The organism is Paracidobacterium acidisoli, assembly GCF_003428625.2.
GTDB lineage: Bacteria > Acidobacteriota > Terriglobia > Terriglobales > Acidobacteriaceae > Paracidobacterium > Paracidobacterium acidisoli.
This window is the reverse complement of sequence record NZ_QVQT02000001.1, coordinates 625,969-650,848: the sequence shown is the minus strand read 5'-3', so window position 1 is coordinate 650,848 and position 24,880 is coordinate 625,969. Positions and strand designations below refer to the sequence as shown.

The 24,880-nt window shown below is 63.6% G+C and carries 19 protein-coding genes; 14 read left to right on the top strand and 5 right to left on the bottom strand.

The window, feature by feature from the left end; all coding sequences use genetic code 11:
* The first annotated feature begins 62 nt into the window (after positions 1 to 62).
* Positions 63 to 2,879 carry a beta-propeller fold lactonase family protein gene (locus D0Y96_RS02775; RefSeq protein ID WP_252263395.1) on the top strand — a complete coding sequence of 939 codons (2,817 nt, stop codon included), beginning with the start codon at positions 63 to 65 and terminating at the stop codon, positions 2,877 to 2,879.
* 58 nt (positions 2,880 to 2,937) lie between these two features.
* Here D0Y96_RS02775 and D0Y96_RS02770 read toward each other — a convergent pair whose 3' ends face one another.
* Positions 2,938 to 3,960, bottom strand: coding sequence for a GGDEF domain-containing response regulator (locus D0Y96_RS02770; protein ID WP_117297789.1), 1,023 nt, complete (start codon positions 3,958 to 3,960; stop codon positions 2,938 to 2,940).
* Positions 3,961 to 4,388: 428 nt separating this feature from the next.
* Here D0Y96_RS02770 and D0Y96_RS02765 point away from each other — a divergent pair, with 428 nt between their 5' ends.
* Positions 4,389 to 4,601, top strand: coding sequence for a hypothetical protein (locus tag D0Y96_RS02765; RefSeq protein WP_117297788.1), 213 nt, complete (start codon positions 4,389 to 4,391; stop codon positions 4,599 to 4,601).
* Between the two features lie 254 nt (positions 4,602 to 4,855).
* Positions 4,856 to 5,734 carry a hypothetical protein gene (locus D0Y96_RS02760; protein WP_147324894.1) on the top strand — a complete coding sequence of 293 codons (879 nt, stop codon included), beginning with the start codon at positions 4,856 to 4,858 and terminating at the stop codon, positions 5,732 to 5,734.
* A 33-nt stretch (positions 5,735 to 5,767) separates the two neighbouring features.
* Here D0Y96_RS02760 and D0Y96_RS02755 read toward each other — a convergent pair whose 3' ends face one another.
* Positions 5,768 to 6,703 (bottom strand): Fpg/Nei family DNA glycosylase, encoded by a 936-nt coding sequence (locus tag D0Y96_RS02755; protein ID WP_252263394.1) that lies wholly within the window; start codon positions 6,701 to 6,703, stop codon positions 5,768 to 5,770.
* Between the two features lie 3 nt (positions 6,704 to 6,706).
* Between D0Y96_RS02755 and thiE the strand changes: the two genes are divergently transcribed.
* The 4 genes from thiE to D0Y96_RS02735 all read left to right on the top strand — a co-directional run bounded on the left by thiE (position 6,707) and on the right by D0Y96_RS02735 (position 12,160).
* Positions 6,707 to 7,396, top strand: a complete 690-nt coding sequence (gene thiE, locus D0Y96_RS02750) for a thiamine phosphate synthase (protein WP_158562146.1) — start codon at positions 6,707 to 6,709, stop codon at positions 7,394 to 7,396.
* 143 nt (positions 7,397 to 7,539) lie between these two features.
* The gene (locus D0Y96_RS02745; protein WP_117297785.1) at positions 7,540 to 8,892 is read left to right on the top strand and encodes an enolase C-terminal domain-like protein; all 1,353 of its coding nucleotides are present in this window, start codon (positions 7,540 to 7,542) and stop codon (positions 8,890 to 8,892) included.
* A 209-nt stretch (positions 8,893 to 9,101) separates the two neighbouring features.
* Positions 9,102 to 10,652 (top strand): APC family permease, encoded by a 1,551-nt coding sequence (locus D0Y96_RS02740; RefSeq protein WP_434090765.1) that lies wholly within the window; start codon positions 9,102 to 9,104, stop codon positions 10,650 to 10,652.
* A 29-nt stretch (positions 10,653 to 10,681) separates the two neighbouring features.
* The gene (locus D0Y96_RS02735) at positions 10,682 to 12,160 is read left to right on the top strand and encodes an amino acid permease (protein WP_117297784.1); all 1,479 of its coding nucleotides are present in this window, start codon (positions 10,682 to 10,684) and stop codon (positions 12,158 to 12,160) included.
* Between the two features lie 75 nt (positions 12,161 to 12,235).
* Here D0Y96_RS02735 and D0Y96_RS02730 read toward each other — a convergent pair whose 3' ends face one another.
* Positions 12,236 to 12,826 (bottom strand): GNAT family N-acetyltransferase, encoded by a 591-nt coding sequence (locus D0Y96_RS02730; protein ID WP_158562144.1) that lies wholly within the window; start codon positions 12,824 to 12,826, stop codon positions 12,236 to 12,238.
* Positions 12,827 to 13,031: 205 nt separating this feature from the next.
* Between D0Y96_RS02730 and D0Y96_RS02725 the strand changes: the two genes are divergently transcribed.
* Both D0Y96_RS02725 and glgP read left to right on the top strand, forming a co-directional pair.
* Complete coding sequence (locus D0Y96_RS02725; protein ID WP_147324893.1) at positions 13,032 to 13,961, top strand: hypothetical protein; 930 nt, start codon at positions 13,032 to 13,034, stop codon at positions 13,959 to 13,961.
* A 231-nt stretch (positions 13,962 to 14,192) separates the two neighbouring features.
* Positions 14,193 to 16,850 (top strand): alpha-glucan family phosphorylase, encoded by a 2,658-nt coding sequence (gene glgP, locus D0Y96_RS02720; protein ID WP_199480153.1) that lies wholly within the window; start codon positions 14,193 to 14,195, stop codon positions 16,848 to 16,850.
* A gap of 21 nt (positions 16,851 to 16,871) precedes the next feature.
* On the opposite strand, the gene D0Y96_RS02715 is transcribed toward glgP, so the two are convergent.
* Positions 16,872 to 18,662, bottom strand: a complete 1,791-nt coding sequence (locus D0Y96_RS02715) for a CHASE3 domain-containing protein (protein ID WP_117297781.1) — start codon at positions 18,660 to 18,662, stop codon at positions 16,872 to 16,874.
* A complete protein-coding gene (locus D0Y96_RS02710; RefSeq protein WP_117297780.1) occupies positions 18,649 to 19,050 on the bottom strand; it encodes a response regulator in 402 nt (133 codons plus the stop codon). Before D0Y96_RS02710 ends, D0Y96_RS02715 begins: the two co-directional genes overlap by 14 nt.
* Before the next feature lie 283 nt (positions 19,051 to 19,333).
* Between D0Y96_RS02710 and D0Y96_RS02705 the strand changes: the two genes are divergently transcribed.
* From D0Y96_RS02705 to pstA, 5 genes are all read left to right on the top strand, one after another.
* A complete protein-coding gene (locus D0Y96_RS02705; protein ID WP_117297779.1) occupies positions 19,334 to 20,032 on the top strand; it encodes a winged helix-turn-helix domain-containing protein in 699 nt (232 codons plus the stop codon).
* A 129-nt stretch (positions 20,033 to 20,161) separates the two neighbouring features.
* A complete protein-coding gene (locus tag D0Y96_RS02700; protein WP_252263393.1) occupies positions 20,162 to 21,604 on the top strand; it encodes an ATP-binding protein in 1,443 nt (480 codons plus the stop codon).
* A 180-nt stretch (positions 21,605 to 21,784) separates the two neighbouring features.
* The gene (gene pstS, locus D0Y96_RS02695; RefSeq protein WP_117297777.1) at positions 21,785 to 22,792 is read left to right on the top strand and encodes a phosphate ABC transporter substrate-binding protein PstS; all 1,008 of its coding nucleotides are present in this window, start codon (positions 21,785 to 21,787) and stop codon (positions 22,790 to 22,792) included.
* A gap of 206 nt (positions 22,793 to 22,998) precedes the next feature.
* The gene (gene pstC / locus D0Y96_RS02690; protein WP_350448953.1) at positions 22,999 to 23,982 is read left to right on the top strand and encodes a phosphate ABC transporter permease subunit PstC; all 984 of its coding nucleotides are present in this window, start codon (positions 22,999 to 23,001) and stop codon (positions 23,980 to 23,982) included.
* Between the two features lie 21 nt (positions 23,983 to 24,003).
* Positions 24,004 to 24,879, top strand: coding sequence for a phosphate ABC transporter permease PstA (gene pstA / locus D0Y96_RS02685; RefSeq protein ID WP_117297776.1), 876 nt, complete (start codon positions 24,004 to 24,006; stop codon positions 24,877 to 24,879).
* Position 24,880 lies beyond the last annotated feature (1 nt).

Here is a 24,880-nt window from a genome sequence, read left to right as displayed (position 1 = left end):
CCCGGAAGAATCGCGGAGCGCCGGCCTTTACATTCTGATAATGTGCTGCACGGAAGATGGAGATGATGAATCTGCGGCAACTGGCTCTCCTCCTTGTCCCTGCCTGCGCGACCCTGTGCCTGGCGCAGTCCATTCCTTTGCCCACCAGCAAGCAGATTCTGCCGCCGGTTCCAGGATCGCCGCAGCAGATGAACAGTCTGCCGATGCACGCGGCCTGGTCGCCCGATCATCGCTGGCTGGCGCTGATCAACGCCGGTTACGGCACGGCTGAGTCGAGCTACCAGCAGTCGATCGCGGTGCTCGATGCCTCGACGGGAAAGCTGACGGACAATCCCGATGCGCGCACGCTGGTGAATGCGCCGCAGACGATGTACTCCGGCGTCGCCTTCTCGACCGATGGCCGCCACCTGTATGCGAGCTTCGATTCGCTTTCGAGCCCCAACGGCGGGGACGCCGGCCATACGGGCAACGCGATTGCGGTATACGGCTTTTCCGATGGCGTGCTGACGCCGGAGCGCCTGATTCCGATTCCGCTGCAGCATCTGGAGGCCGGCCGCACGCAGAAGCACGGAGCGGACCAGATGGGGACGGACACGGCGATTCCGGTGCCGACCGGCCTCGCGGTGCTGAAGGATGACTCCGGCGCGGAGAAGATCCTGGTCGCCGATGAGTTCTCCGACGATGTGCTGCTCGTCGACGCCGCTTCGGGGAAGATCGACAAGCGCTTCGACCTGGCCCGCGGTCCGGTTGTGCCGTCGGAGTATCCCATCGCCGTGCTGGCTGCGCGGGATGGCCGCCACGCGTATGTCGCGCTGTGGAACGGCTCGGCGGTGGCGGAGCTCGACCTGCGCACGGGCAAAGTCGCCGGCCGGATTGCGCTGATGCCTCCGGCGCACGATGTCGATCCCAGCTCGCACCCGGTCGATATGGTCTTCAGCCCGGATGAAAAGCATATCTATGTGGCGCTGGCCAATCGCGACGCGGTCGCGGCCATCCGGCTGGACGGCGAAACGATGCGGCTTGCGGGCATCTTCGATACGCGCCTGCCGGGGCAGACCTTCTTTGGAGCGATGCCGGACGCGGTCGCTGTCTCGCCGGACGGACGTATGCTGTATGCCGCCAACTCCGGCTCCGATGCCGTGGCGGTCTTTCACGTTCCGGTGGACCTTGCAGTGAAGAAGCCGGTCTTTGCCGAAGGGTTTATTCCCACGGAGTGGTATCCGACAGCGGTGGCTGTGAACGGCGATCATCTGTATGTAGCGACGGCAAAGTCGCGCAGCACCGGGCCGAACGCCGCACCGCAGCCTCCTCCGGCGCATCCGGTAGCCGGGCATTCCGACCGCCTGCATCGTCCGCACACCTACATCGCCACGCTGCTGCATGGCTCGCTGGCCTCGATCGATCTGAGCGCGGCGGAGGGCGATCTGAAGGAGCTGACGCGCCAGACGGTCGCCAGCAACATGATGAACGCGGCGCAGAAGCACATCGAGTTTGAGAGCGGCGGCCATCCGATTCATCACGTGATCTACATCATCAAAGAGAACCGCACCTACGATCAGATCTTCGGCGATCTGAAGGAGGGGGACGGCGACGCGTCGCTGACGATGTACGGGCGCGACATGACGCCCAACCTGCACAAGCTGGCCGAGCAGTTCGGCGTGCTGGATAACTTCTACGACTCCGGCGAAGTTTCAGGCGACGGGCACGTCTGGTCGACGGCCGCCATCACCAGCGATTACACGGAGCGCGACTGGCAGCAGGCCTATCGCGGCCGCGAGCGCACGTATGACTTTGAGGGAGTGGTCGAAAACGGCTATCCGCTACTCGAGCACATTCCCGATATCGATGAGCCGGCCAGCGGTTATCTGTGGACCGACCTGGCGCGCCACGGCAAATCGCTCTATCACTTCGGTGAATTCATCTCGACAAAGTTCTGCGACGATTCCGGCGAGGCTCCAAAGACGCCGTCGCCGCTGCAGGGCACGCCGGAGCCGACGCACTTCTGCCCGCACCCGTTCATTCATACGGGCGAGGCGATTCCGGCCAATTACGGCGGAGGCGTCAGCAAATATCCCTGGCCGATTCCGCTGATCTATAAGAATGTCGCGACCAAGCCGGAGCTCGAAGGCCACTTCGATCCGCAGTATCCGGACTTCAACCTGAGCTTTCCCGATCAGCTTCGCGTCAATGAGTTTCTCAGCTACTTCCGGCGCTGGGTTGCGGACCGCCAGGAGGGCCACGACACGATGCCGGCCTTCGTGATGCTGCGCCTGCCGAACGATCACACGGCCGGAACCCGTCCGGGCTCGCCGACACCGGAGGCCTCGGTCTCCGACAACGATCTGGCGGTAGGCCGCGCCGTCGACGCCATCTCGCACAGCGCTTACTGGGACGACACAGCCTTCTTCGTCCTGGAAGACGACGCGCAGGCGGGAGCCGACCACGTGGATGCGCATCGCTCGATCGCTCTGGTGATCAGCAAGTACTCTCCGCGCGCGGAGCAGCCGGTGGTGGATCACCACTTCTACACGACGGTGAGCGTGCTGCGCACCATGGAAGACCTGCTGGGCGTGCCACCGATGAACAACAACGACGCCTTTGCGCCGCTGATTGCGCCGCTCTTCGGCGGAGCAGGGAATCAGCCGGCCTTCGACGCCGACTACCGCAACCGCGATAACGGCCTGATCTACACGGCGAACACGCCGCGCTCGCCGGGGGCGAAGGAGTCGAGCCGCATGGACTTCACGCATGAAGACCGCGCGCCGACGCAGAAGCTCAACGTCATTCTGTGGAAGGATGCGATGGGTGATAAGCCGGTGCCGGCGATGCTGCTGCATCCCGCCGACCGCGGCAGCAAAGACCGCGACGATGACGACTGAGCTGCGGTGAGTGACAGGAAGAAGCGCAGATCCCGGCCGCGATGGCCGGGATTTCTTTTCAGGAGACGATGCCGCCGGAAAGCTCCGGCGAGATGCGCATCCGGACCGGCTCCGCCGCCGGGCGGGAGGGTATATCGGACGCCGGCGCCTCGGTTATCTCGGGCGGTGAGTAGACGCGGATGCAGTTTTTGCCGCTGAGCTTGGCGTTCGCGAGGGCTCGCTCGGCCTCGCGCAGCACCACAAGCGGAGAGCGTCCACGGCTGCCGGCGATGCCGATGCTGGCCGTCAGCGTGGCCAGATCGCGCTGCACGGGGAAGGGCTTCTTCAGCACGGCATGGGTGATGCGCTTCGCCATCTGCTGCGCGTCGGCGGTGGTGCAGCCGGGCAGGGCGACAAGAAACTCATCTTCGCCGCAGCGGCCGACCAGATCGTAGCTGCGCAGGAAGCGGCGGAAGCGGGCGCCCAGCTCCTGCAGCACGCGGTCGCCGGATTCGTAGCCGAAGTCCAGGTTGATCTGCGAAAAGCCGTCGAGGTCGAGAAGCATCATCGCCAGAGGCGTCTTCATGCGCTGGGCGCGGTCGGTCTCGCGGAAGAGCAGGCTCAGCATGGCCTCGCGGTTCCATGTGCCGGTGAGGTTGTCGTGCGTGGCGTGAAAGCGGACCGAAGCGGCCTCGCGCTGCAGCTGGCTCATCAGCGCCTGTACCCGCTCAGCCACGCGCATGCGCACCCGCAGGTCGATCTCGTCGACGGGCTTGAGCAGAAAGTCGTCGGCTCCGGCGTCGGTGGCGGTGCGCACCGCGCCCAGGTCGACCGATTCGCTCATCAGCATGGCCCAGGTGCTGCGCTGCTCCTCGCGGCGGCGCAGCTCGCTCAGAATCTCGATTCCGCCCATGGAGGGCAGGTCGATATCGAGCAGCGCGATGCGGGGGGGCTGCTCGCCGTTCAGACGCCGCAGGGCGTCCATGCCGTCGGAGATCACTTCCACCGGGCACTGCATCGAATCAAGAAGAGCGGAAAGAAGGTGGACAGTTTCGGCATCGGCGGAGGCGATCAGTACGTCGGGCGGGGTTTCGGGCAGCATAAGAGTTATCCAATAAATCCTGTGGAACTTATCGGATAGCCGTTAAAAATCTTTAAGAGCCGGGCAGGAGCTTTTACTAAGAGCTCCAGGGCAGGATACAGACCGGAAGATGACCAGTAACCAGTTTGCTAAGTCAAACGATCAGGCCGTTACTGCATGGGCCGGTAGCTGGGCTACGCTTACCTTTCTCTTTTCTATGGAAAAAGCTGGAAGGGATGGGCTGCGAAGTTTTGGACGGCATGAAACCGACAACAAATTTTTTACAAAGAAAGCGTAATCCATTTAAATTGCATCTACACTGACAACACCGTAAGTAAGCCAGTATCCGCGGCAAAGCTTCTGTTCCTTCCCGAAAGCATCGGCAGCAGGCTCTTCCGCGGAGTATTTGAACGAACAGCCAGTCGCAACTCTCACCTCAGGAGAAAGCGATGATTCCCTCGGTCAAGACCCTGCATGCCCGGCCGACTCATCTGCCCCCCGTACGGATGATCGCCGAAGCTTCCATTCTGTTTTGCCCCCATTGCCTGCATGTGGTCGGCACGTTTCGCACTAAAAAGGAGAAGACACGGCTGCAGTCCTGCCATGTCTGTGAAGAGAAGCGGATGTCGCAGGCGCCGTCCGCCCCGATTCCGTACAGTTAGACGCTAAATCGATTCAAAGACTGAATGCATGGAAGGCGGAGACGAGGGATACGTGTATCTTTCGTCGTTGAGCCGGCGTGGGCCGTTCTCTGCCTTGCCGGCGGCTTCGCCTTTTCGTGATCTCCCGGCCACACGTTACCCATGGGGGAAGAATCGGCGGCCAGGGACAACTCCGGCGCAGAGTATGGATTCCCAGCGGGCAGACAGGGAGCCTTATCATGAAGCTCCCGAATACTTTCCGCGAGGATGAACGTATGAAAGCCAGTCTTCCCCTGTATGCCGCAGCGATCCTTACTCTCACTACCCTTTCCGCTCCCGCATGGACACAGACAGCCTCTGCCGGCGCTCAGACGCAGGGCTCGGCTGCGGCCGGCGCAGGTCAGACGGGTGCTTCGGCGTCGACGGCTGCCGAAGAATCGACCCAGGTCTCAGCCGAGCTGACGAAGAAGATCGACACTAAGAACGCGAAGGTGGGCGACGAGGTCGCCGCCCGCACCACCAATTCGACGCGGCTGTCGGACGGCACGAGGCTGCCGCGGGGTTCGCGGCTGATCGGGAAGGTGACCGAAGTCCAGGCGAAGGAGGGCCGTCACGGGGCCTCCCATCTGGCCTTCGCATTCGACCATGCCGTGATGCATGACGGACGTCAGATTCCGGTGCATGCCATGCTGACCTCGCTGTCGGTCCCGACGGTGGCAGCTTCCGCCGAGGGCTCCGATGACGGGATGGGCTCGGGCAGCAGCGAGATGGCGGGTGGCAGCATGCGCGGAGCCGGACGGATGGGCGGCGGCAGTGGCGGCGCGCTGGGCGGAGCGGCTCACGCTACGGGTGGTCTGGTGTCGAATACCGCCGGAGCGGCGGGCTCGACCGCTGATGGGGCGCTGCAGACCACGGCCGGAGCGGCCGACAGCGGCCTGCGTGCCACGGGAGCAGCAGCGGGATCGGCGGCGGGCAGCGCAGGGTCGACGACGGCTTTGGGTCTGAACCGGATTCCGGTCGGCAATCTGCCGGGGGTGACCTTCAGCAGCGGGGCCGGTGCCGGCTCGACCACGGCGCTCGATGCCTCGGGGCGGAATATCGACCTAGAAAGCGGCTCGCAGATGACGCTTAACCTGTCGGCGGCGGCGAATTAAAAGACAGTACAGGCGGAGCGCAGGAGAGGGTCGTCACCTGCGCTTCAGCGCCTCCAGCTCATCGAGTGTGCGCGGCCAGTCGGAGCCGAGCAGGCGCGAGAGGCTGCGGTCGGCGAGCACTTTTCCTCCGGTCTGGCACTGCGCGCAGTAATTCGTCTCATTGTCGGCGTAGCGGATGCGCTGGATCGGCTGGCCGCAGCGCGGGCAGGGCTGGCCATAGCGGCCGTGCGCGGCCATCTCTTTGCGAAATGCGGTGACCTTCTCGGGAAAGGCGCTCTGCGCTTCATCGCCCAGGAGGTCGATCCAGAGCTGCAGCGTCTCGCGTGTGGCGTCATAGAGGCGCTGCCACTCCTCCGCTTTCAATTTATGGGTCAGGGTGACGGGAGACATCTGCGCGGCGTGCAGAATCTCGTCGGAGTAGGCGTTGCCGATGCCGCTGAGCAGACGCGGATCGGTGAGCGCGCGCTTGAGGGTGCGGTTTTCCGCGGTGAGCGCGGAGCGGAAGCTGTCGAGGCTGGCGGTGAAGACGTTGATGCCGCCGGGATCGACGGAGGCCAGCGCGTCCTCGCCCTGCAGAACGTGCAGTGAGGCGCGGCGCTTCGTTCCTGCCTCGGTGAGTACCAGCGAGCCGTCAGCGAAATCGAAGGCGGCGAGGCTCTGCCGCCCGGCCAGCTTCGCGCCGGGAGTGCGCCAGTGCAGGCGTCCGGCGATCATGAGGTGCAGCACGAGCCAGAGATCGCCGTCGAGGCCGATGGCGATGCGTTTGCCGATGCGGCGCAGCTCCCGCACGGAGCGGCCTTCGGCATCGGTTACCGGCGGCTGCGCGGTGCGCAGCAGGGTGATGCCGGCGATGCGCACATGTTCCAGACGCTTTCCGACAATGCGCGGCGCAAGCGCGGTGAGATAAGCGGAGATATCGGGCAGCTCCGGCATGAGTATCAGCGTGCACGCGCGGAGAAGTTTGCGCAACCGGTGCTTTGGCCTGCCGGCGCGGCGCATCTTACACTCGCAGGAGTGACCTCTCCGCAGAAGTTTCCTTCTCTTTATCCGATTCTCGATGCGCAGCTCGCACTTCCTCGCGACGGCGGCCGGCGTGAGTCTTTGCGCCGTCTGATGCAGGAGCTGGCCGATGCCGGCGTGGAGCTGCTGCAGTACCGCAACAAGCAGGACTCCGATGCCGAGGTGCTGGAAGAGGCGCTGGCGATGCGCGAGGCCGCGCCGGCGGCGATGCGGCTGATCCTGAACGACCGTGCGATGCTGCTGCAGCAGACACGCTTCGATGGCGTTCATGTGGGTCAGGAGGATATGACCCCTGCAGCGGTGAGGAGCATGGCCGGTGCGCAATGTATCGTGGGCGTCTCCACACACAGCGAGGAGCAGCTGCTCCAGGCCGATGCGGAGCCGGTGGACTATATCGCCATCGGCCCGGTCTTTGCGACGGGAAGCAAGCTGAATCCCGATCCTGTGGTCGGTCTTGAAGGGGTGCGGCTGGCGCGCAGGCTGACGGCGAAGCCGCTGGTGGCGATTGGCGGCATCACGCTCGAGAATGCGGCGTCGGTGCGGGAGGCGGGCGCTGATTCGGTTGCCGTGATCTCCGCTGTCTTTTCCGCCGGGAACTCCGCGGCCGAACAGGCGCGCGCGTTTTTGCGAAGACTGCGCTGAATTTCCTGCGCATTACGGGCAGCAAAGACAATAGTTCGGCAACGAACTCGAAAAAACGAATCCGCGCCGTTCGGGCTGCCGGAGAGCGCAGATTTCCAGGTAGAATTTGCGAGGTTGCAATCTGGTCGCAGAAGGAGAGGGATTTGGCTTTGCAGCGTCGTGATTTTCTGAAGACCGCAGGGAGCGCATGCGCGCTCGGTCTGGCTCCCCGGCTTGTACAGGGGATGACCCAGGCGCAGGAGCAGGTGGAGCGCGCGACACGCGCGATGCCGCTGCCGCGTATCAAAGACATCAGCGTGATCGAATGCGAGCCGGCCGGCTCGCGGCTCACAGTGGTGAAGATCACAACCGATCAGGATGGCCTGTACGGCTATGGCTGCGCGACCTTCACGCAGCGCGCCGATCTGGTGAAGCCGGCGGTCGAGAAGTATCTCAAGCCGTTTCTGCTGGGTAAGACGACGGACCGCATCGAGGACATCTGGCAGTCCTGCTATGACAGCTCGTACTGGCGAAACGGGCCGGTGCTGAACAACGCGCTGAGCGGCATCGATCAGGCGCTGTGGGATATCAAGGGCCGCCAGGCGGGCATGCCGGTGTATCAGCTTGCGGGCGGCAAGTGCCGCGAGGCGGTGGACGCGTATGCGCACGCCGACGGCGCCGAATATGCTGAGGTAATCGACAACGCGAAGAAGTTCATGGCCCAGGGCTTTCGCAATGTGCGCGTGCAGGTGGGGGTTCCGGGCATGGCGGGCTATGGCGCGCAGCACGGCGAAGATCACACGCTGAAGCCGCTGCACAACAAGCCGCTGTTCGAGCCCGCCTATGCCATGCGGCGCGGGCTGAAGCTGCTGGAGACTGCGCGTAAGGAGCTGGGCGAAGAGGTCAATCTGCTTCACGATATGCACGAGCGCCTGACGCCGAACGAGGCGGTGATGTTCTGCAAGGAGGCGGAGCAGTACAACATGTTCTTCCTCGAAGATCCGCTCTCGCCGGAGGACCTGGGATACTTTCAGCAGATCCGGCAGAACTGCGCGACGCCGATTGCGATGGGCGAGCTCTTCAACAGTCCGCACGAGTGGCAGCCGCTGATCGAAGGCCGGCTGATCGATTACATCCGCGTGCATCTCTCCGAAGCGGGCGGCTTTACGCCGTCGCGCAAGATCGCGATTCTCGCCGAGATGTATGGCGTGAAGACGGCGTGGCACGGTCCGGGCGATGTCTCTCCGGTGGGGCACATGGCCAATGTGACGCTGGATATTGTCAGCTACAACTTCGGCATTCAGGAGTACACGCCTTTCAACGAGACGACGCAGGAGATCTTCCGCGGCTGCCCGGTTCTGAAGAACGGATACCTGTGGGTGAACGAAAAGCCGGGGTGGGGCATCGAGATCGACGAACAGGCCGCGGCGAAGTATCCCTTCAGACAGAGCGCGAACGGACTGAACGGCGGATGGGGTGAGATCCGGAAGCTGGACGGCACGGTGATCAAGCAGTAGCTGCGTTTCCAGCCGGAGAGGGTCTGCGTTTATGCGGCGCGGACCCTCTCGGCGAATTGTTTCCCAGGGCGGAAAGTTGTGCCGGAATCGGACTGGATCGGGGAAATCGAAGCGTGGTTTGTCCCGTCAAAAGAAGAATGCGGAGCGAACCGGCGGACCGCAAAACGGCGATGGCAAATCGCTGGGTTTTCGAGTAGAACAAAGGGACAGTGACGTCCACGGAAACCACCGTACAGGCTCCAAAACCGGGTACCCCGCGTCTGGTGGCGAGTCTCGGGCTCTTCAGTTCCACGGCCATTGTGATGGGCTCGATGATCGGGTCCGGAATCTTCCTGGTCTCCGCCGATATCGGGCGGACGGTCGGCTCGCCGGCGCTGCTGATCGGGGCATGGCTGGTAGCCACGGTGATGACCATGATCGGCGCGCTGAGTTACGGCGAGCTGGCGGCGATGATGCCGCACGCAGGCGGTCAGTATATCTACCTGCGCGAGGCGCTGGGACGCCTGTGGGGCTTTCTCTTCGGATGGACGCTCTTTCTGGTGATCCAGACGGGCACGATTGCGGCGGTTGCCGTGGGCTTCGGCAAGTTTCTCGGCGTCTTCTTTCCGGCGATCTCTTCGACGCACTGGATCTGGCATATCGGGCATATCCCCGCGCTGGCCGTGGGGCCGATGGTGCTCGGCAATATGGATATCGGCCTGAACACGCAGAATCTGACGGCGATGGCCGTGATTCTGGTGCTGATGGTGGTGAACGTCTTCGGCCTGAAGCTGGGCGCGCTGGTGCAGAACGTATTCACCACGGCAAAGACGGCGGCGCTGCTGGGGCTGGTCGGCTTCGGGCTGCTGCTGGGACGCAACGCGGCGGCGATCCACGCGAACTTCGGCGCGAGCTTCTGGCATGGCGCATCGCTGCATACGCTGCACGCGGTGCAGGTGGGCATGGGAGGGCCGATCACGATGGTCGGCCTTTTTACCGTGCTGGCCGTGGTGCAGACCGGATCGCTCTTCTCCGCCGATGCGTGGAACAACGTGACCTACACGGCGGGCGAGGTGCGGAATCCGCGGCGGAATCTGCCGCTGTCGCTGGTGCTGGGAACAGGGCTGGTGATGACGCTCTATATCCTGGCGAACGTCGTCTATCTGCTGGCGCTGCCGCTGCACGGCGATCCGCATGGAGCGACCGCATTTGTCCGCGGCATACAGTTCGCCTCGGAGGATCGCGTGGCCACGGCTGCGCTGCAGCAGGTCTTCTCGCATGGCGGCGCGTATCTGATGGCGGGGGCGATTCTGATCTCGACCTTCGGATGCGCCAACGGGCTCACGCTGGCCGGGGCGCGCGTCTATTACGCGATGAGCCGCGACGGGCTGTTCTTTCGCGCCGCGGGGCGGCTGCATCCGAAGCACAACACGCCGGTGGCGGCGCTGGTGGTGCAGGGGCTGTGGACGTGCGTGCTCTGCCTCTCCGGCTCCTACAGCCAGCTGCTCGACTACATCATCTGCGTGGAGCTGATCTTTTACAGCCTCACCATCGCGAGCCTGTTTGTGCTGCGGGTGAAGCGGCCAAATGCCGAGCGGCCTTACAAGGCGTTCGGGTATCCTGTGCTGCCGGCGATCTATATAGTGATGGCGGCGTGGATCTGTATCGTACTATTGCGCTATAAACCGCAGTACACATGGCCTGGAATTCTGATTGTGCTGCTGGGGATACCGGTGTTTGCGATCTGGTCCCGGCGGAGCCGCGCGGAGAACTCGCTCTGAATTTGTCTCTGAGAGGAAGTGCCTGATCGATGGCTAAACTTTTTGCGGTAAAACCTCTTTCCGTCGTGCAGAAGGAAGCCAGCGATGAAGGCGAGCACACGCTCAAACGCTCGCTCGGCCCGATCAATCTGATCACCCTTGGCGTCGGCGCCATCATCGGCGCGGGCATCTTCGTGCTCACCGGCACGGCCGCGGCGCAGTTCGCCGGGCCCGCCATCGTGATCTCGTTCATCATTGCCGGCACCGGCTGCGTTTTTGCCGGTCTCTGCTATGCGGAGTTCGCCGCGATGATTCCGATTGCCGGCAGCGCCTACACCTACGGCTACACGACGCTCGGCGAGCTGGTCGCCTGGATTATCGGCTGGGCGCTCTGCCTCGAATATGCCTTCGGCGCGGCCACCGTCGCCGTCGGCTGGAGCGGCTACGTGAGCAGTCTGCTGGGCTTCTTCGGTGTCCGGCTTCCATTCAATCCGACGCCGTCGGTCACGCTTGCTCTCTGGGGGCATCCGTTCTCGGCAAAGGTCGATATCTTCGCGCTTGCGGCCATTATCGTGGTGAGCACGATTCTGGTGATCGGCGTGCGCGAGTCGGCCAACTTCAACAGCGCCGCCGTGATCATCAAGGTCTCGGTCGTCTTTATCTTTATCGGCCTCGCCATCTCGTTTGCCTTCGGCCACTGGCACATCATGATGGCCAACTGGCATCCGTTCATTCCGAAGAACCAGGGCCACTTCGGCGCGTTCGGATGGTCGGGCATCATGCGCGGCGCGAGCGTGGTCTTCTTCGCCTACATCGGCTTCGACGCCGTCTCGACGGCGGCGCAGGAGTCGCGGAACCCGCAGCGCGATCTGCCCTTCGGCATTCTGGGCTCGCTCGTTCTCTGCACGCTCCTCTACATCATCGTCGCCGGACTGCTCACCGGGCTGAAGCCTTATTCGACGCTGAATACGGCGGCTCCGGTGGCGGACGGCGCGGCGGCCATCGGCGCCACCTGGGGCGTGTGCATGATCGACCTTGGCGCCATCGCCGGTCTTGCCTCCGTCATGCTGGTCATGATTCTGGGACAGACGCGCGTTCTCTACACTATGTCGAAGGACGGGCTGCTGCCTCCCTGGGTCGGCCGCATTCATCCGCGCTTCCGCACGCCGTGGCTGGTTACGATTGCGGTCGGCATCCTCGTCGCCTTCCTGGCCGCGTTCTTCAACATCTCGTTTCTGGGCGAGCTGGTCAGCCTCGGCACGCTGCTTGCCTTCGCCATCGTCTGCCTGGGCGTGTGGGTGATGCGCGTGCGGCAGCCCGATATTCCGCGTCCCTTCCGCACACCGTGGGTGCCGTTCGTGCCGCTGGCCGGCATTCTGATTTCGCTGTCGCTGATGGTCTCGACCGACACGCCCGCGAAGGTCGGCTTCACCAGCTGGCTGGTGATCGGTCTCATCATCTACTTCAGCTACTCGGTGAAGCACAGCAAGGTGCGCCAGCTTCCCACGGCGACGGCGAGCCGCCGATAGCGTCTGCGCTGATGGAAAAAGGCCCTCCCGCGGGAGGGCCTTTGCGTTCATTCGTGTCATTGATGCGCGTGGCTTTTATGCGTGACGTGCGAGGCGGCCTTCCATCGCGGCCTTTACCTGTGGCCACTCTTCACTGATAACGCTGAACCAGACGCTGTGGCGGATACTTCCATCGGGCTGAATGACGCTGTTGCGCAGCGTGCCCTCGTACGTTGCGCCCATCGCGCGCATGGCGTTCTGCGACTGCAGATTGAGGTGATGGGTTTTGAGGCCGACGCGCATCGCGCCCATTACCTCGAAGGCATATGTCATCTGCAGGTACTTCGCTTCGGCATTGATGCCGGTGCGCTGCACCTCGGGATCGATCCAGGTGCTGCCCAGCTCGAGGATGCGGTTGGCCCGGTCGATGTCCATGAAGCGCGTAGAGCCGACATAACGGTTGTGGCGTTTGCTCCACGTGATCCAGGGCATGGCTCTGCCGGCGTTCGCGTCCGCGAGTGCCTTTTCGATCCACCGGCGCAGATCGTCTTCGGTTTCGACGTGAAGCGGCATCCAGCGCCAGATCTCGGGATGGAAGGCGATGGCGGCCAGAGCCGGCAGGTGCTCGATGCGGAGCGGCTCGAGCCGCACCAGACTGCCTTCGAGGGTGACGGGCGCAACGGACATCAGAGGGCGATCGGGCATCTCAGAGAGTGTAATGAATCGGGGAGTGTAATGAATCGGCCCGGCAATCCACCGCGTCCGAGGGTTTTCCGAGCGCGGACCGGTGCGGCTGCGTTCTGTAGACAGGGCAGGTATGCCCGGAGCGCAGGGAAGAATTCTCCATGCGGTTTCGGAGCAGCGCTTCGGAGCAGAGGAGTAGACTTTGCATATGAGGTTTCTCATCCGAGCCTCGCTGGTGTGTGCGGTTGCCATGCTGATCTCTGTGCCCGGCGCTATGGCGCAGCGCGGCGCTGGTGGTTCCGGCAGTCATGGCGGAGGCGGAGGACATGCGGTGGGCGGCGGCTTTGCCGGGCACCCCGCGGGAGGCGGTTTCGCCGGTCGTCCTCTGAACAGCGGCGGATTTTCAACAGCGCCTCGCGCCTTTCTCCCGCCCGGATCATTTTCCAGGTCATTCTCCGGATCATTTCCTGTGAACCGCAGCGCATCTTCCTGGGGACAGCCCGGCCTCACCTCGCAGCGGCTGAATGCCTTTACGACTCCATATTTCGGACGCAGCAGGCCTGCGAGCGGAGCTGCGTGGTCCCGCACGGCAAACGGCTTCCATAACGGAAACGGATACGGAGACGGACACGCGCGCGGCGATCACCGCTACCGGTATCGCAGCCCGTACCGGGGCTATGGATACGGCGGCGCGGTCGGGCTGGTTCCGTGGGAGGTGGGTTATCCGGACTTCATGGGATACGGCGACCAGGAGTATGACGACTCCGGCTCCGCGTCCGCAGAGGCGGCTCCCGATCAGAACGGTTCTGCCGAAGCGCCCGAAGGATACAGCAATCAGCCGTATGAGGAGAGCGATGCCCGGCAGGATTACGCGCCCCCTCCGGAGTACGCGCCTCAGGAGCGTTTGTCTCAGACCAGCCAGCCGGCTCCCATAGCCGAGCCGACGCTGACGGTCGTCTTTCGCGACGGACATACCCAGGAAATTCGTAATTACGCGCTGACGCCGACGACGCTGATCGTGCTCGATGAAGCGGCGGCCGGACGCCAGCAGCGTATCTCTCTTGACCAGGTTGACCTGCAGGCCACTGAACAGTCGGCGCGGCAGGCCGGTCTGGAGTTTCGTCCGCCCTCGGCTTAGCTGCGTGCCGGGGCGGCTGCAATATGCCTGCTTCCTCCCGATTTGCATCATCGATTGCAACGGAACCGTTATAGACTGGACGAACTTTGATCTGTGCTCCTCCCCCGGCGCCTGAAACACGGCACGTTTGCAGTACCCCTGTGCCCGCAAGGACCTGATGGGGAGGCGAACCTTCAGGCTGCATCAACCGCTCCGGCAGAAGCGCCGGCGCGCCGGGACGGAGCATACTCTATGTCTCAATCCACCGACTCGATCGAGGTGAACCCAGTGCTGACATCGGAAGAAGTCGGCCAGTTAATGGAAGACAGCGGCAAGCCGGCGGAGACGCTGATGCAGGTGGTGAAGCTGATCGCCCGCCGCTTTCAGACCGATGTGTGCTCGATTTATCTGCTGGAGCCGGACCGGGCCAACATGGTGCTGGCGGCGACGGTCGGCCTGCGCGCCTCCTGTATCGGCACGCTGCGCATGCTGCTCAGCGAAGGTCTGGCCGGCCTGGTCGCCGAGCAGGTTCGTCCGGTGGCAGCCGAGGAGGCGCGGACGCATCCGCGCTTCAAATACTTCGAGCAGTCGGGTGAAGACGACTACCGCTCCTTTCTGGGCGTGCCGCTGATCGACCGCGGCGTGCTGCAGGGCGTGCTGGTGGTGCAGACCATCGAGGCGCGCAGCTTCCGCGACGACGAGGTGCGCAGGCTGGCCGAGGCCGCCGGACAGGTGGCGGCGGTGGTGAGCGAGGCGCGGACGCTTGACCGCTTCATCGCTCCGGTGCAGGAGCGCCTCTGGTCGCTGGCCCGCAATCTGTGGTGGAGCTGGGACAACGAGACGGCATCGCTCTTTCTCGATCTGAATCCGACGCGCTGGCGCGAGCTGAATCACAACCCCATTGCGCTGCTGAACGAGATGCCGCTGGCGACGATCGAGCAGCGCGCCAATGAGCTGGTGCTGCACAGCCGCATCAATTATGCCTACCGGCGCAAGCGCGAGTATCTGAAGGCCGACCGCAGCTGGGGCGCGACACATGCGGGCGTGCTGCGCGCGCATCCGGTCGCGTACTTCTCGGCCGAGTTCGGCATTCACGAATCGCTGCCGGTTTACTCAGGCGGCCTCGGCGTGCTGGCGGGCGATCACATCAAGAGCGCCTCCGATCTCGATATTCCGCTGATCGCCATCGGCCTGTTTTACGGCCAGGGCTACTTCCGGCAGTGGCTGGACAAGACCGGCTGGCAGCACGAGGACTATATCGAGACCGACACCAGCCAGCTTGCCATCGAGCCGGCGATCGGCACGAACGGCGAAGTGGTGACGGTCCAGATCGAGACGCGCCGCAATCCCATTCGCGCCCGCGTGTGGCGGCTGAAGGTGGGCCGCATCGTGCTGCTGCTGCTCGATTCGAATGTGGAGGGCAACGCTCCGGAAGACCGCGAGCTGACCTCGCGTCTCTACGGCGGCGACCGGCGGGTGCGTATTCGCCAGGAGCTGCTGCTCGGGATCGGCGGCTTCCGCGCGCTGAAGGCGATGGGCGTATCGCCCGGCGTGCTGCACCTGAATGAGGGGCACAGCGGCTTTGTTCTGCTCGAGGCGATTCTGACGCGAATGCGCGAAGAGGGAACCAACTTTCAGGCGACGGCTCCGCACATCGCGCGCGAGGCGGTGTTTACCACGCACACGCCGGTTCCGGCAGGGCACGACCGCTTCCATCCGGATCTGATCGAGGAGCATCTGGGGCCGCTGCGCGAATCGCTCGGACTTTCGCACGATCAGCTGATGGCTCTGGGACGCGAGAATCCGTCGAACCACTCAGAAGAGTTCTGCATGACGGTGCTGGGGCTGAAGCTCTCGCGCCGCGCCAATGCCGTCTCCGCGCTGCACGGCGAGGTCTCGCGCGAGATGTGGACGGTGCTGTATCCCGGCAAACCGGAAGACGAGGTGCCGATCGGCCACGTGACCAACGGCGTGCACGTGCCGACGTGGCTGGCTCCGCAGATGGCGCGGCTGTACGAGCGGCATCTGGGCGCGAACTGGCAGGCGCACAGCGGCGAGGCCCGCACATGGGAGGGCATTGAAGACGTCGACGACGGCGAGCTGTGGGAGACGCACTTCGCGCTGAAGGCGCAGATGCTGGAGTTCGTGCGGCAGCGCGCGATGGAACAGGCCGAGCGGCGCGGCGAGGCCCGCGACGCGGTGCTGCGGCTGGGCCGCGTGCTGAGCCCCGATGCGCTGACGATCGGCTTTGCGCGCCGCTTCGCAACCTACAAGCGCGCCAACCTGATCCTCTCCGACATCGAGCGGCTGGCGACGATGGTGAACGATCCCAAGCGTCCGGTGCAGTTCGTCTTTGCCGGCAAGGCGCATCCACAGGACGAGCCGGGCAAGCGTGTGCTGCAGCAGGTGGCGCAGCTGATGCACGACAGCCAGTTCGCGGACCGCTTCGTCTTCGTCGAAGACTACGACATCAACGTGGGCCGCCGCTTCGTGCAGGGCGTGGACGTGTGGCTGAATAATCCGCGGCGTCCGCTGGAGGCTTCGGGCACGTCGGGCCAGAAGGTGGTGCTGAACGGCGGGCTGAACCTCTCGGTGCTCGACGGCTGGTGGGCCGAGGCCTACGACGGGCTGAACGGATTCGCCATCGGCACCGGGCGCACGCACCTCAACATGGATGTGCACGACAGCCGCGACAGCGACGATCTGTATCGCGTGCTGCGCGAAGAGGTGATTCCGCTGTACTACCAGCGCGACGCGGACGGCCTGCCGCGCGGCTGGATCAAACGCATGAAGCGGACCATCCGCACGCTGGGCTGGCGCTTCAACGCCGACCGCATGGTGATGGACTACACGCAGAAGTGCTATATTCCGGCGGCCGGAGGCACATCGAGCAACATGCGCAGAGGCTGAGCCTGCGCGTATGCCGGATCTTCAGAGGAGCTGGGGCGTGGAGCGGGTCGCGGCGCTGGCCATGGTGCGCGACGGCAGATAGACGCGGATGCTTGCGCCCTGCAGGCCATTGACGGAGCCGTTGCCGATGCGGATGGCGCCGCCATGCTTCTGCACGATGCCCATGCTGACCCAGAGGCCGAGGCCGGTTCCGTCTTCTCCCTTGGTGGTGTAGAAGGGCTGGAAGAGCTTCTGGCTCGCGCTCTCTGAAATTCCCGGACCGCTGTCGGTGACTTCGACGATGGCTCCGGCGCCGTGCAGCTCTTCAGCCGGCGCCTCTTCCATGTGAATGTGAATGCGCCCGTCGTGGCCCGCGGCCTCGGCGGCATTGAGGATGATGTTGGTGAAGACCTGGCGCAGCTCGGCCGGGAAGCCCTCGACATGGAGCGAGGCGAAGGTGCTCTTTTCCACCGTGATGCCCAGTTGTTTCAGCCTGCGGTCGAGCAGCAGCAGCACGCCGTCGATGAGGTCGCTGAGGTCGACCTGAACGGGCGCGTTCGGCTCGCGATACAGGCTCAGCATGGTGCGGCTGATCTGCATGGTGCGGGAGACCTCCTGCTGCGCGAGCTTCAGGTACTCGGCGCGCTTTGCGGCGTCGGACTCGCCGGAGAGCAGGAAGTGCAGGTTGGCGACCGAGTCGAGCGGATTGTGAATCTCATGCGCGATGCTGGCGGCCAGGCGTCCGGCCACGGCCAGCTTTTCCGAGGCGATGAGCGCGGCTTCCGAGCGGCGCGCTTCGGTGACATCGCGAAAGACCAGTACGATGCCCGTCAGGCGGCCATCGGCATCGAGAATGGGAGCGGCGCTGTCGTCGATCACGTATTCAGCGCCGTCTCTGGAGATGAGCGCCGTGTGGTTGGCGAGGCCCACCACGGTGCGCAGGCGCAGCACCTTTTCGACGGGATTTTCGCAGCGCTCACGGGTGGTCTCATTGATGATGTAAAAGACCTCGTGAAGCGGCTCTCCCTGAGCGTCATCCACATCCCATCCGGTCAGGGTCTCGGCGATGGCGTTCATGAAGTTCACGCGGCCTTCGATATCGCAGGCGATGACGGCATCGCCGATGGATTCGAGCGTGGTCCGGAACCACTGCCGGCTTTCGGCGGCCTCTTCGGTCCGCTGGTCGGCCTCTTCGAGCGCGCGGTTGTAGCTGCGCGACATATTGCGGATGCGGCCGCGCGTGAAGAAGCCGAGGAACACGCCGACGAGGATGGCGGAGATAAGAATGGCCAGGAACTCTTCGTGCTCGCGGCGGTGCACCAGGGCCGACCGTCTGCGCCGCTGGTGCTCCTGGATCATCCGCATGTCGTTCAGGCCGGAGCGGAGGTGGTCCATCAGCTGCTTGCCGCGCAGGTTCAGATCGTGGTCGTTGGCGGCGCCCGCTTTACCGGCGAGGATCGGCTCGGCAAAGCCCAGCCACAGACTGTACCGATCGTGTACCTGAACGAGGGCCGCGCGCTGCTCCGCATCGCTGCCGATCAGGCGATCGAGGCTGCTGAAGGCCGATTCGATCTGCGGTGCCGCGGCATGGTACGGCGTGAGCATCACCGGATCGTTGGTCAGCTGGAAGCCGCGCAGGCCGGTCTCCTGGTCGACGACCAGGACGGACAGCGTTTGTATCTGGTCGGTGATGTCGTCGCTGTGGTCGAGCCACATCTGCGCTTTGTCCGTGTTCCAGATCTGTCCGAGGACAAATCCGGCCAGGAGCAGAAGGGTCAGAATCGGAACAAAGAGAGTCTCGCGGAGAATGCGGCGGAACTCATGCAGGTTCACCGAGGGCCCCCCTGTCGACGCGCGCCTGGCTGGCTGTCAGCATCTGTCCCACACGGGCCAGAAAATCGGAGGGCTCTCCCCCCTTGAGCAGCGTCAGATCTGCCAGCGCCGTGGTATCGGAGGGCAGGTTGATATAGGCCGAAAGCAGCATGATGGGAATCTGCGGCCGCTCGCTGCGCATGATCGCGGCGACTTTACCGCCGTCCATCCCCGGCATATAGAAGTCGAGGATGACCGCATCGATGGCCTGATCCAGAAAAAGAGAGATGCCCGACTGGCCGTCGAGCGCCGTCAGAACCCGATAACCGGCGCGCTCCAGCACCGCCTTGCGGATCTGGAGGCCAAGGGCCTCATCATCGATGCAGAGTATCGTCAAATCCGTGGACACGAGAACCAGCTACCCGTTCAGCTGTGTGATCTGAACCTACCGCCCCGCAAGCCGTGCAGCGAAGATGGACGAAGTATAGCATCTGGATTCTTCAGGTGTTAGCCGTCTTGCCGGTCCCGGTTTCGGCTGCGGGAGACCGCCAAAGCCGGACCGGTGAGACCGGTACCGGCCTGCGGAATTTACACAGCTTTTGCATTCTCTTTGCCTTTCCGGTGTAGCCTGATGGCATTAAGGCAATCTCCGGGCCGGAATCCCCTCCGGCTGTGGGACGAGGAAAAGACGGTTGAGCCAGACGGTATTTGTTCTTGAAGATGATGCGGATATAGCCCGCCTTATGCAGCATCACCTGGAGGCGGCTGGATTTCCCGCCCGCATCTATGGCACCCCTACCAACATCGTTGCCGATGCCGAGCGCCAGCCGCCTGCGCTGTTCCTGCTGGACATCATGGTTCCCGGCGGCGACGGCCTCGATGTCTGCCGGAGGCTGCGCAATCATCCGGCGCTGAGCACGATTCCGATCATCTTCGTGACCGCGCGCGCGGGCGAAAACGACCGGGTGCTGGGGCTGGAGCTGGGCGCCGACGATTACATCACCAAGCCCTTTGCGCCGCGTGAGCTGCTGGCCCGCGTCAAGGCGGTCCTGCGCCGCTTCGAGCGGCCCTCCACGCCGTCGCTGATCAGCTTTGAAGACGTGGAGATCGATGCCAGCGCCATGCAGCTGCGGGTGCGCGGCGACCTGACCACGACCACCGCGACCGAATTCCGGCTGCTCGATTACCTGGCGCGGCACCCGGGCCGGGTCTTCAGCCGCGACCACCTGCTGGATGCGGTCTGGGGCGATGCACGCTTCGTAACCCCCCGGTCCGTCGACGTTTATGTACGGCGCATCCGTGAGAAAATCGAGGCAGATCCGGAGAATCCGCGCTATCTGAAGACGGTGCGCGGCGCCGGTTACCGGTTCGAGATTCCGCGGACGGCGTAAGCGGCAGCAAACGAAAGACGTGGAACGGACTTCGGCGGAAGTCCCGTTCCTTCGGCGGCCGGAATGCGTGGCCAGCCCACGCGTGGTGACCAGGATACGCATGTGACGGGCAGATTCTTCTTCAGGCTGTTGTTCTCCTTTGTCCTGGTACTGTGCATCGGCACGGTCCTCCTCGATTTGTTCCTGCTGCGCGTCACGGCCGGCTCGCACGGCTATCTGCTGCTGGTTTCGCTGGCTTCGGTCGTGATTGCGACGCTGCTGGCCGCCTTCTTCGCGCAGCAGCTCTCGCGCCGCATGGAGCGGATCGCCGACTTCGCCAGCCGGATCGCGGCCGGAGATTTTTCGGCCCGCATCGCTCCGGTCGACGACCGGCACGAAAACCTGGACGAGATCTCGGAGGCGGCGCACGCGCTTGACGCGACGGCCGATCGCCTCGAACAGAGCTTCCATGCGCTTGAGAGCAAACAGCGCGAGCTGGCCGCTCTGCTCGACAGCATGCAGGAGGCCGTGGTCGCCGTAAATGCCTCAGGACATGTGAGCTGGTCCAACACCGTGATGCAGCGCTTCGCTCCCGGCGCGGTGCGCGAAGGGCGTCCGCTGGTGCACATCATTCGCGATCCCGATGTGCTGACCTGCGTGCAGACTGCGCTCAAGAGCCGTGAGATATGCAGCGGCAGGGCCACCTCGATGGTGCCGGGCAGGATCTTCGAGGTCAGCGCAGCCCCCACGCCGGGCGGCGGCGCCGTGGCCGTGCTGCACGATGTGACCGAAGTGGATCGCGTGGAAAAGACGCGGCGCGATTTTATCGCCAACGTCTCGCATGAGCTGAGAACGCCGCTCACCTCGATCTCCGGATACGTGGAGACGCTGCTCGAAGACATTGTGGAGCTGCCGGAGAATGCCCGGGAGTTTCTCTCCATCATTCTGAAAAACGCGAAGCGCATGAACCGCCTGACGGAGGACCTGCTGGCCCTGGCCAGCGTGGAATCCGGCGAATACAAGCTGCGCCTGCAGCGCGTGCGGGCCTCGGCGCTGGTCTCGGATGCGATCGAGTCGCTGGCCGGCATGGTGGTCGATTCCGGCGTCCTGCTGGTCGAGGGCAGCGTCACCACGGAATGGGTGATGGCCGATGTGGACGCGATGACCCAGGTCTTCGGCAACCTGATCGAAAACGCTATGAAGTACGGCGGAGCCGGCGGCCGGGTGCGGGTTGGAGCGCGTCTGCTGGAGGGCTCGGTCGAGTTTTATGTGCAGGATTTTGGACCCGGCATCCCGTCGGAGCATCTCGACCGCATCTTCGAGCGGTTTTACCGGGTGGATAAAGCGCGCTCGCGGGAGTCGGGCGGTACCGGCCTGGGGCTGGCAATCGTCAAGCACGTGCTGATGGCGCATGGCGGAGCGATCCGCGCGGAGAGCGAGCTGGGCGCGGGCGCAACCTTCCTGTTTACTTTGCCGTGCGCGTCGCCGCCCGCAGTGCCGGGCGAAGGAGAACCGGCGGGGAAAACGGCAGCGAAGCAGGAGCGTCCTGCGGCCGCTGAGACCGATCCGGAGATTGCAGAGCACAAAAAGTAAGCGGCATCGCGACAGGCGAAAAATTTGGTGGAAAATTTCCGCAAAGGCTTCGCAAGTCTATATTTTTCAGATAGTTATTAATACGTCCAGGGGCAGATTTTCCTCGCTTTTCACCTTTTCGTAATGCCTTGTTAACACTCCGGACGGAAGATTTTTCAAGTACTTCTGAGGGGGAAAACAGTGAAAAAAAGTGTTCTTTTATCGACGGCGCTGCTCGCCTGCGTCGCATCGGCTGGATTTGCGCAGAAGATCAACGGAGCCGGAGCGACCTTTCCGGCGCCGATCTACAGCAAGTGGTTCATTGAGTACAGCAATTCGCACCAGGGCGTGCAGATCAACTATCAGGCAATCGGATCGGGCGGCGGCATTCGCCAGGTGACCGCGCAGACCGTGGATTTCGGCGCGAGCGACGGTCCGATGACCGATCAGCAGCTTGCTGAATCGAAGGTAAAGCTGATGCACATCCCGACGGTGCTGGGCGCCGTTGTGCCGATCTACAACCTGCCCGGCGTGGGCTCCGACCTGAAGTTCTCTCCCGATGTTCTGGCCGATATCTTTGAGGGCAAAATCGGCAACTGGAGCGATGCGCGCATCGCGAAGGACAACCCGGGCGTGAAGCTGCCCAATCAGGACATCATCGTGGTACACCGTTCCGACGGCAGCGGCACCACCTATATCTTCACCGACTATCTGTCGAAGGTCAGCCCTTCGTGGAAGAGCAGCGTCGGCGTCGGCACCTCGCCGCAGTGGCCGAAGGGAATCGGCGCCTCGGGTAACCCCGGTGTCGCGGGCAACGTCCGCACGATGCCTGGCGCCATCGGCTATGTGGAGCTGATCTACGCTCTGCAGAACAAAATCGCCTTCGGCCAGGTGCGGAATGCAGCCGGCAAGTGGGTCAAGGCGAGCATCGACGGCGTGACCGAAGCGGCGGCCAGCGTGAAGACGATGCCGGCAGACTTCCGCGTCTCGATCACGAATGCTCCGGGCGCGAATGCCTACCCGATCTCCAGCTTTACCTGGCTGCTGATCCCGATAAAGGCGCAGGATGCTTCCAAGGGTAAGGTGATCAAGGACTTCCTTTACTGGATGCTGGATCACGGCGAAGGCGAAGTGACCTCGCTCGACTACGCTCCGCTGCCCAAGTCGGTCTCCGACAAGGTGCGCGTGGCGATCGGAAAGCTGCAGTAAGTCCTCGGAAACCGGGCGCGGCCGAAGCAGGCTGCGTCCGGAATTTCCGGAATTCAGAGCCGAAACTCCTCCGCAATGCTGCTCGTAATCCCCTGATTTTTCATTGCGTTTAACGTGGCGTTCAAAAAGCGCGTATAGGGTTAAAGGTTGTGAGTCTACGTATTCAGGAGCGAGTGCCGCAGCCCTCGGCTTCAGCGGAGGGGTCTGTGACTGTGCCGCCGGCGGATAAGCCATCGGAAGCGCGGACCTGGCTGACAAGCCGGGGAAACTCTTCACTGTCGGACCGGGCGTTCCGCTGGCTGATGCTGCTCTGTGCACTGAGCATCTTCGGCATCGTCGCGCTGATCGCGACGTCGCTGGTGCAGGGATCGAAGCTCACGCTTGGCCTCTTCGGCTGGAAGTTCTTCCTGAGCAGCGGCTGGGACCCGATCAACGGTAACTTCGGCGCATTGCCCTTCATCTACGGCACGCTGGTGACTTCCGCGGTTTCGCTGGTAATCGCCGTTCCGCTCGCGGTGGGCGTGGCCATCTTTATCACGGAGATGTGCCCGAAGATGCTGCGCGGACCTCTGGCCTTTCTGACCGAGCTGCTGGCGGCGATTCCGAGCGTGGTGTACGGGCTCTGGGGCGTGTTTGTGCTGGTTCCGCTTCTGCGCCAGTACGTCAACCCGGCATTGATGAAGACTCTCGGCTGGACGGGACTCTTTCAGGGGCCGAACCTCGGCATCGGCATGTTTGCCGCGGGCGTCATTCTCGCCATCATGATTCTGCCCATCATCTCTTCTCTGACCCGCGAGGTGATGATCGCCGTGCCGTATACGCAGCGCGAAGCAGTGCTGGCGCTGGGCGCGACCCGGTGGGAGATGATCCGCATGGGTGTTCTGCGCAATGCGCGCATCGGCATCGTTGGGTCGGTGATTCTGGGCCTTGGGCGTGCGCTGGGAGAAACCATGGCGGTGACCATGGTCATCGGCAACTCGGCCGCCTCCATTTCAAAGTCGCTGCTGGCGCCGGGCTACAGCATGGCCAGCGTGATCGCCAACGAGTTCAGCGAAGCGACCAGCGATACGCATACTTCGGCGCTGATCGAGATAGGCCTGGCGCTGTTTATCATTACGATCCTTGTGAACGCTCTGGCGCGTCTGCTGGTCTGGGCGGTAACGCGCGGCGCGCCGCCTCGCGTGGCTTAAACGGCAAAAGGAAACAGAGAGATGCCCAACGAGTACCGAGTGAGCACGGCCAACCGCATGCGCCGCATGGCAACGAACCATCTTGCCTCGGGCCTTGCTGTTCTCAGCACGATTCTGGTCGTTGCCCCGCTGGTGGCGATCTTCGGGTATCTGCTCTTTAAGGGAGCGAGCTCGCTCAACCTGGCCTTTTTCACGAAGACTCCGGCTCCGGAGGGCGCGACCGGCGGCGGCATGGCGAACGCCATCGTCGGCTCCGGCATTCTGCTGGCTGTTGCCAGCGCGATCGGCGTGCCGGTCGGTATCGCGGCCGGTATCTTTCTTGCGGAGTTCGGCCGAGGCGGAAAGCTGGCGAACCTGGTTCGCTTCACCGCCGACGTGCTGAACGGAGTGCCCTCGATCGTGATGGGCATCGCCATGTATGCCCTGATCGTCGCCCGCCAGAAGCACTATTCGGCGCTGGCCGGCGGCGTGGCCCTGGGGATCATGATGATTCCCACCATCACCCGCACCTCCGAAGAGATGCTGCTGATGGTGCCGCACGCGATCCGTGAAGCGGCGCTCGGACTGGGCGTGCCCAACTGGCGCTCGGTGCTCTCGATTACGTTACGAACGGCTTCCCCCGGCGTGATCACCGGCTGCATGCTGGCCTTTGCCCGCATCGCAGGCGAAACGGCTCCGCTGCTGTTTACGGCGCTTGGCTCCCAGTTCTGGAGCGTGGACGTGAACCAGCCGATTGCCGCACTGCCGCTGCAGATTTATGTCTATGCAGCGTCGCCGTATGAGGATCAGATCCGCCAGGCATGGGCCGGCGCTCTGGTGCTGATCGTTCTGATTGTGGGCGCCGTATCACTGGTGCGCTATGTAACCACACGCGGTGTGCTGAAAGGGGCAAGCTAAG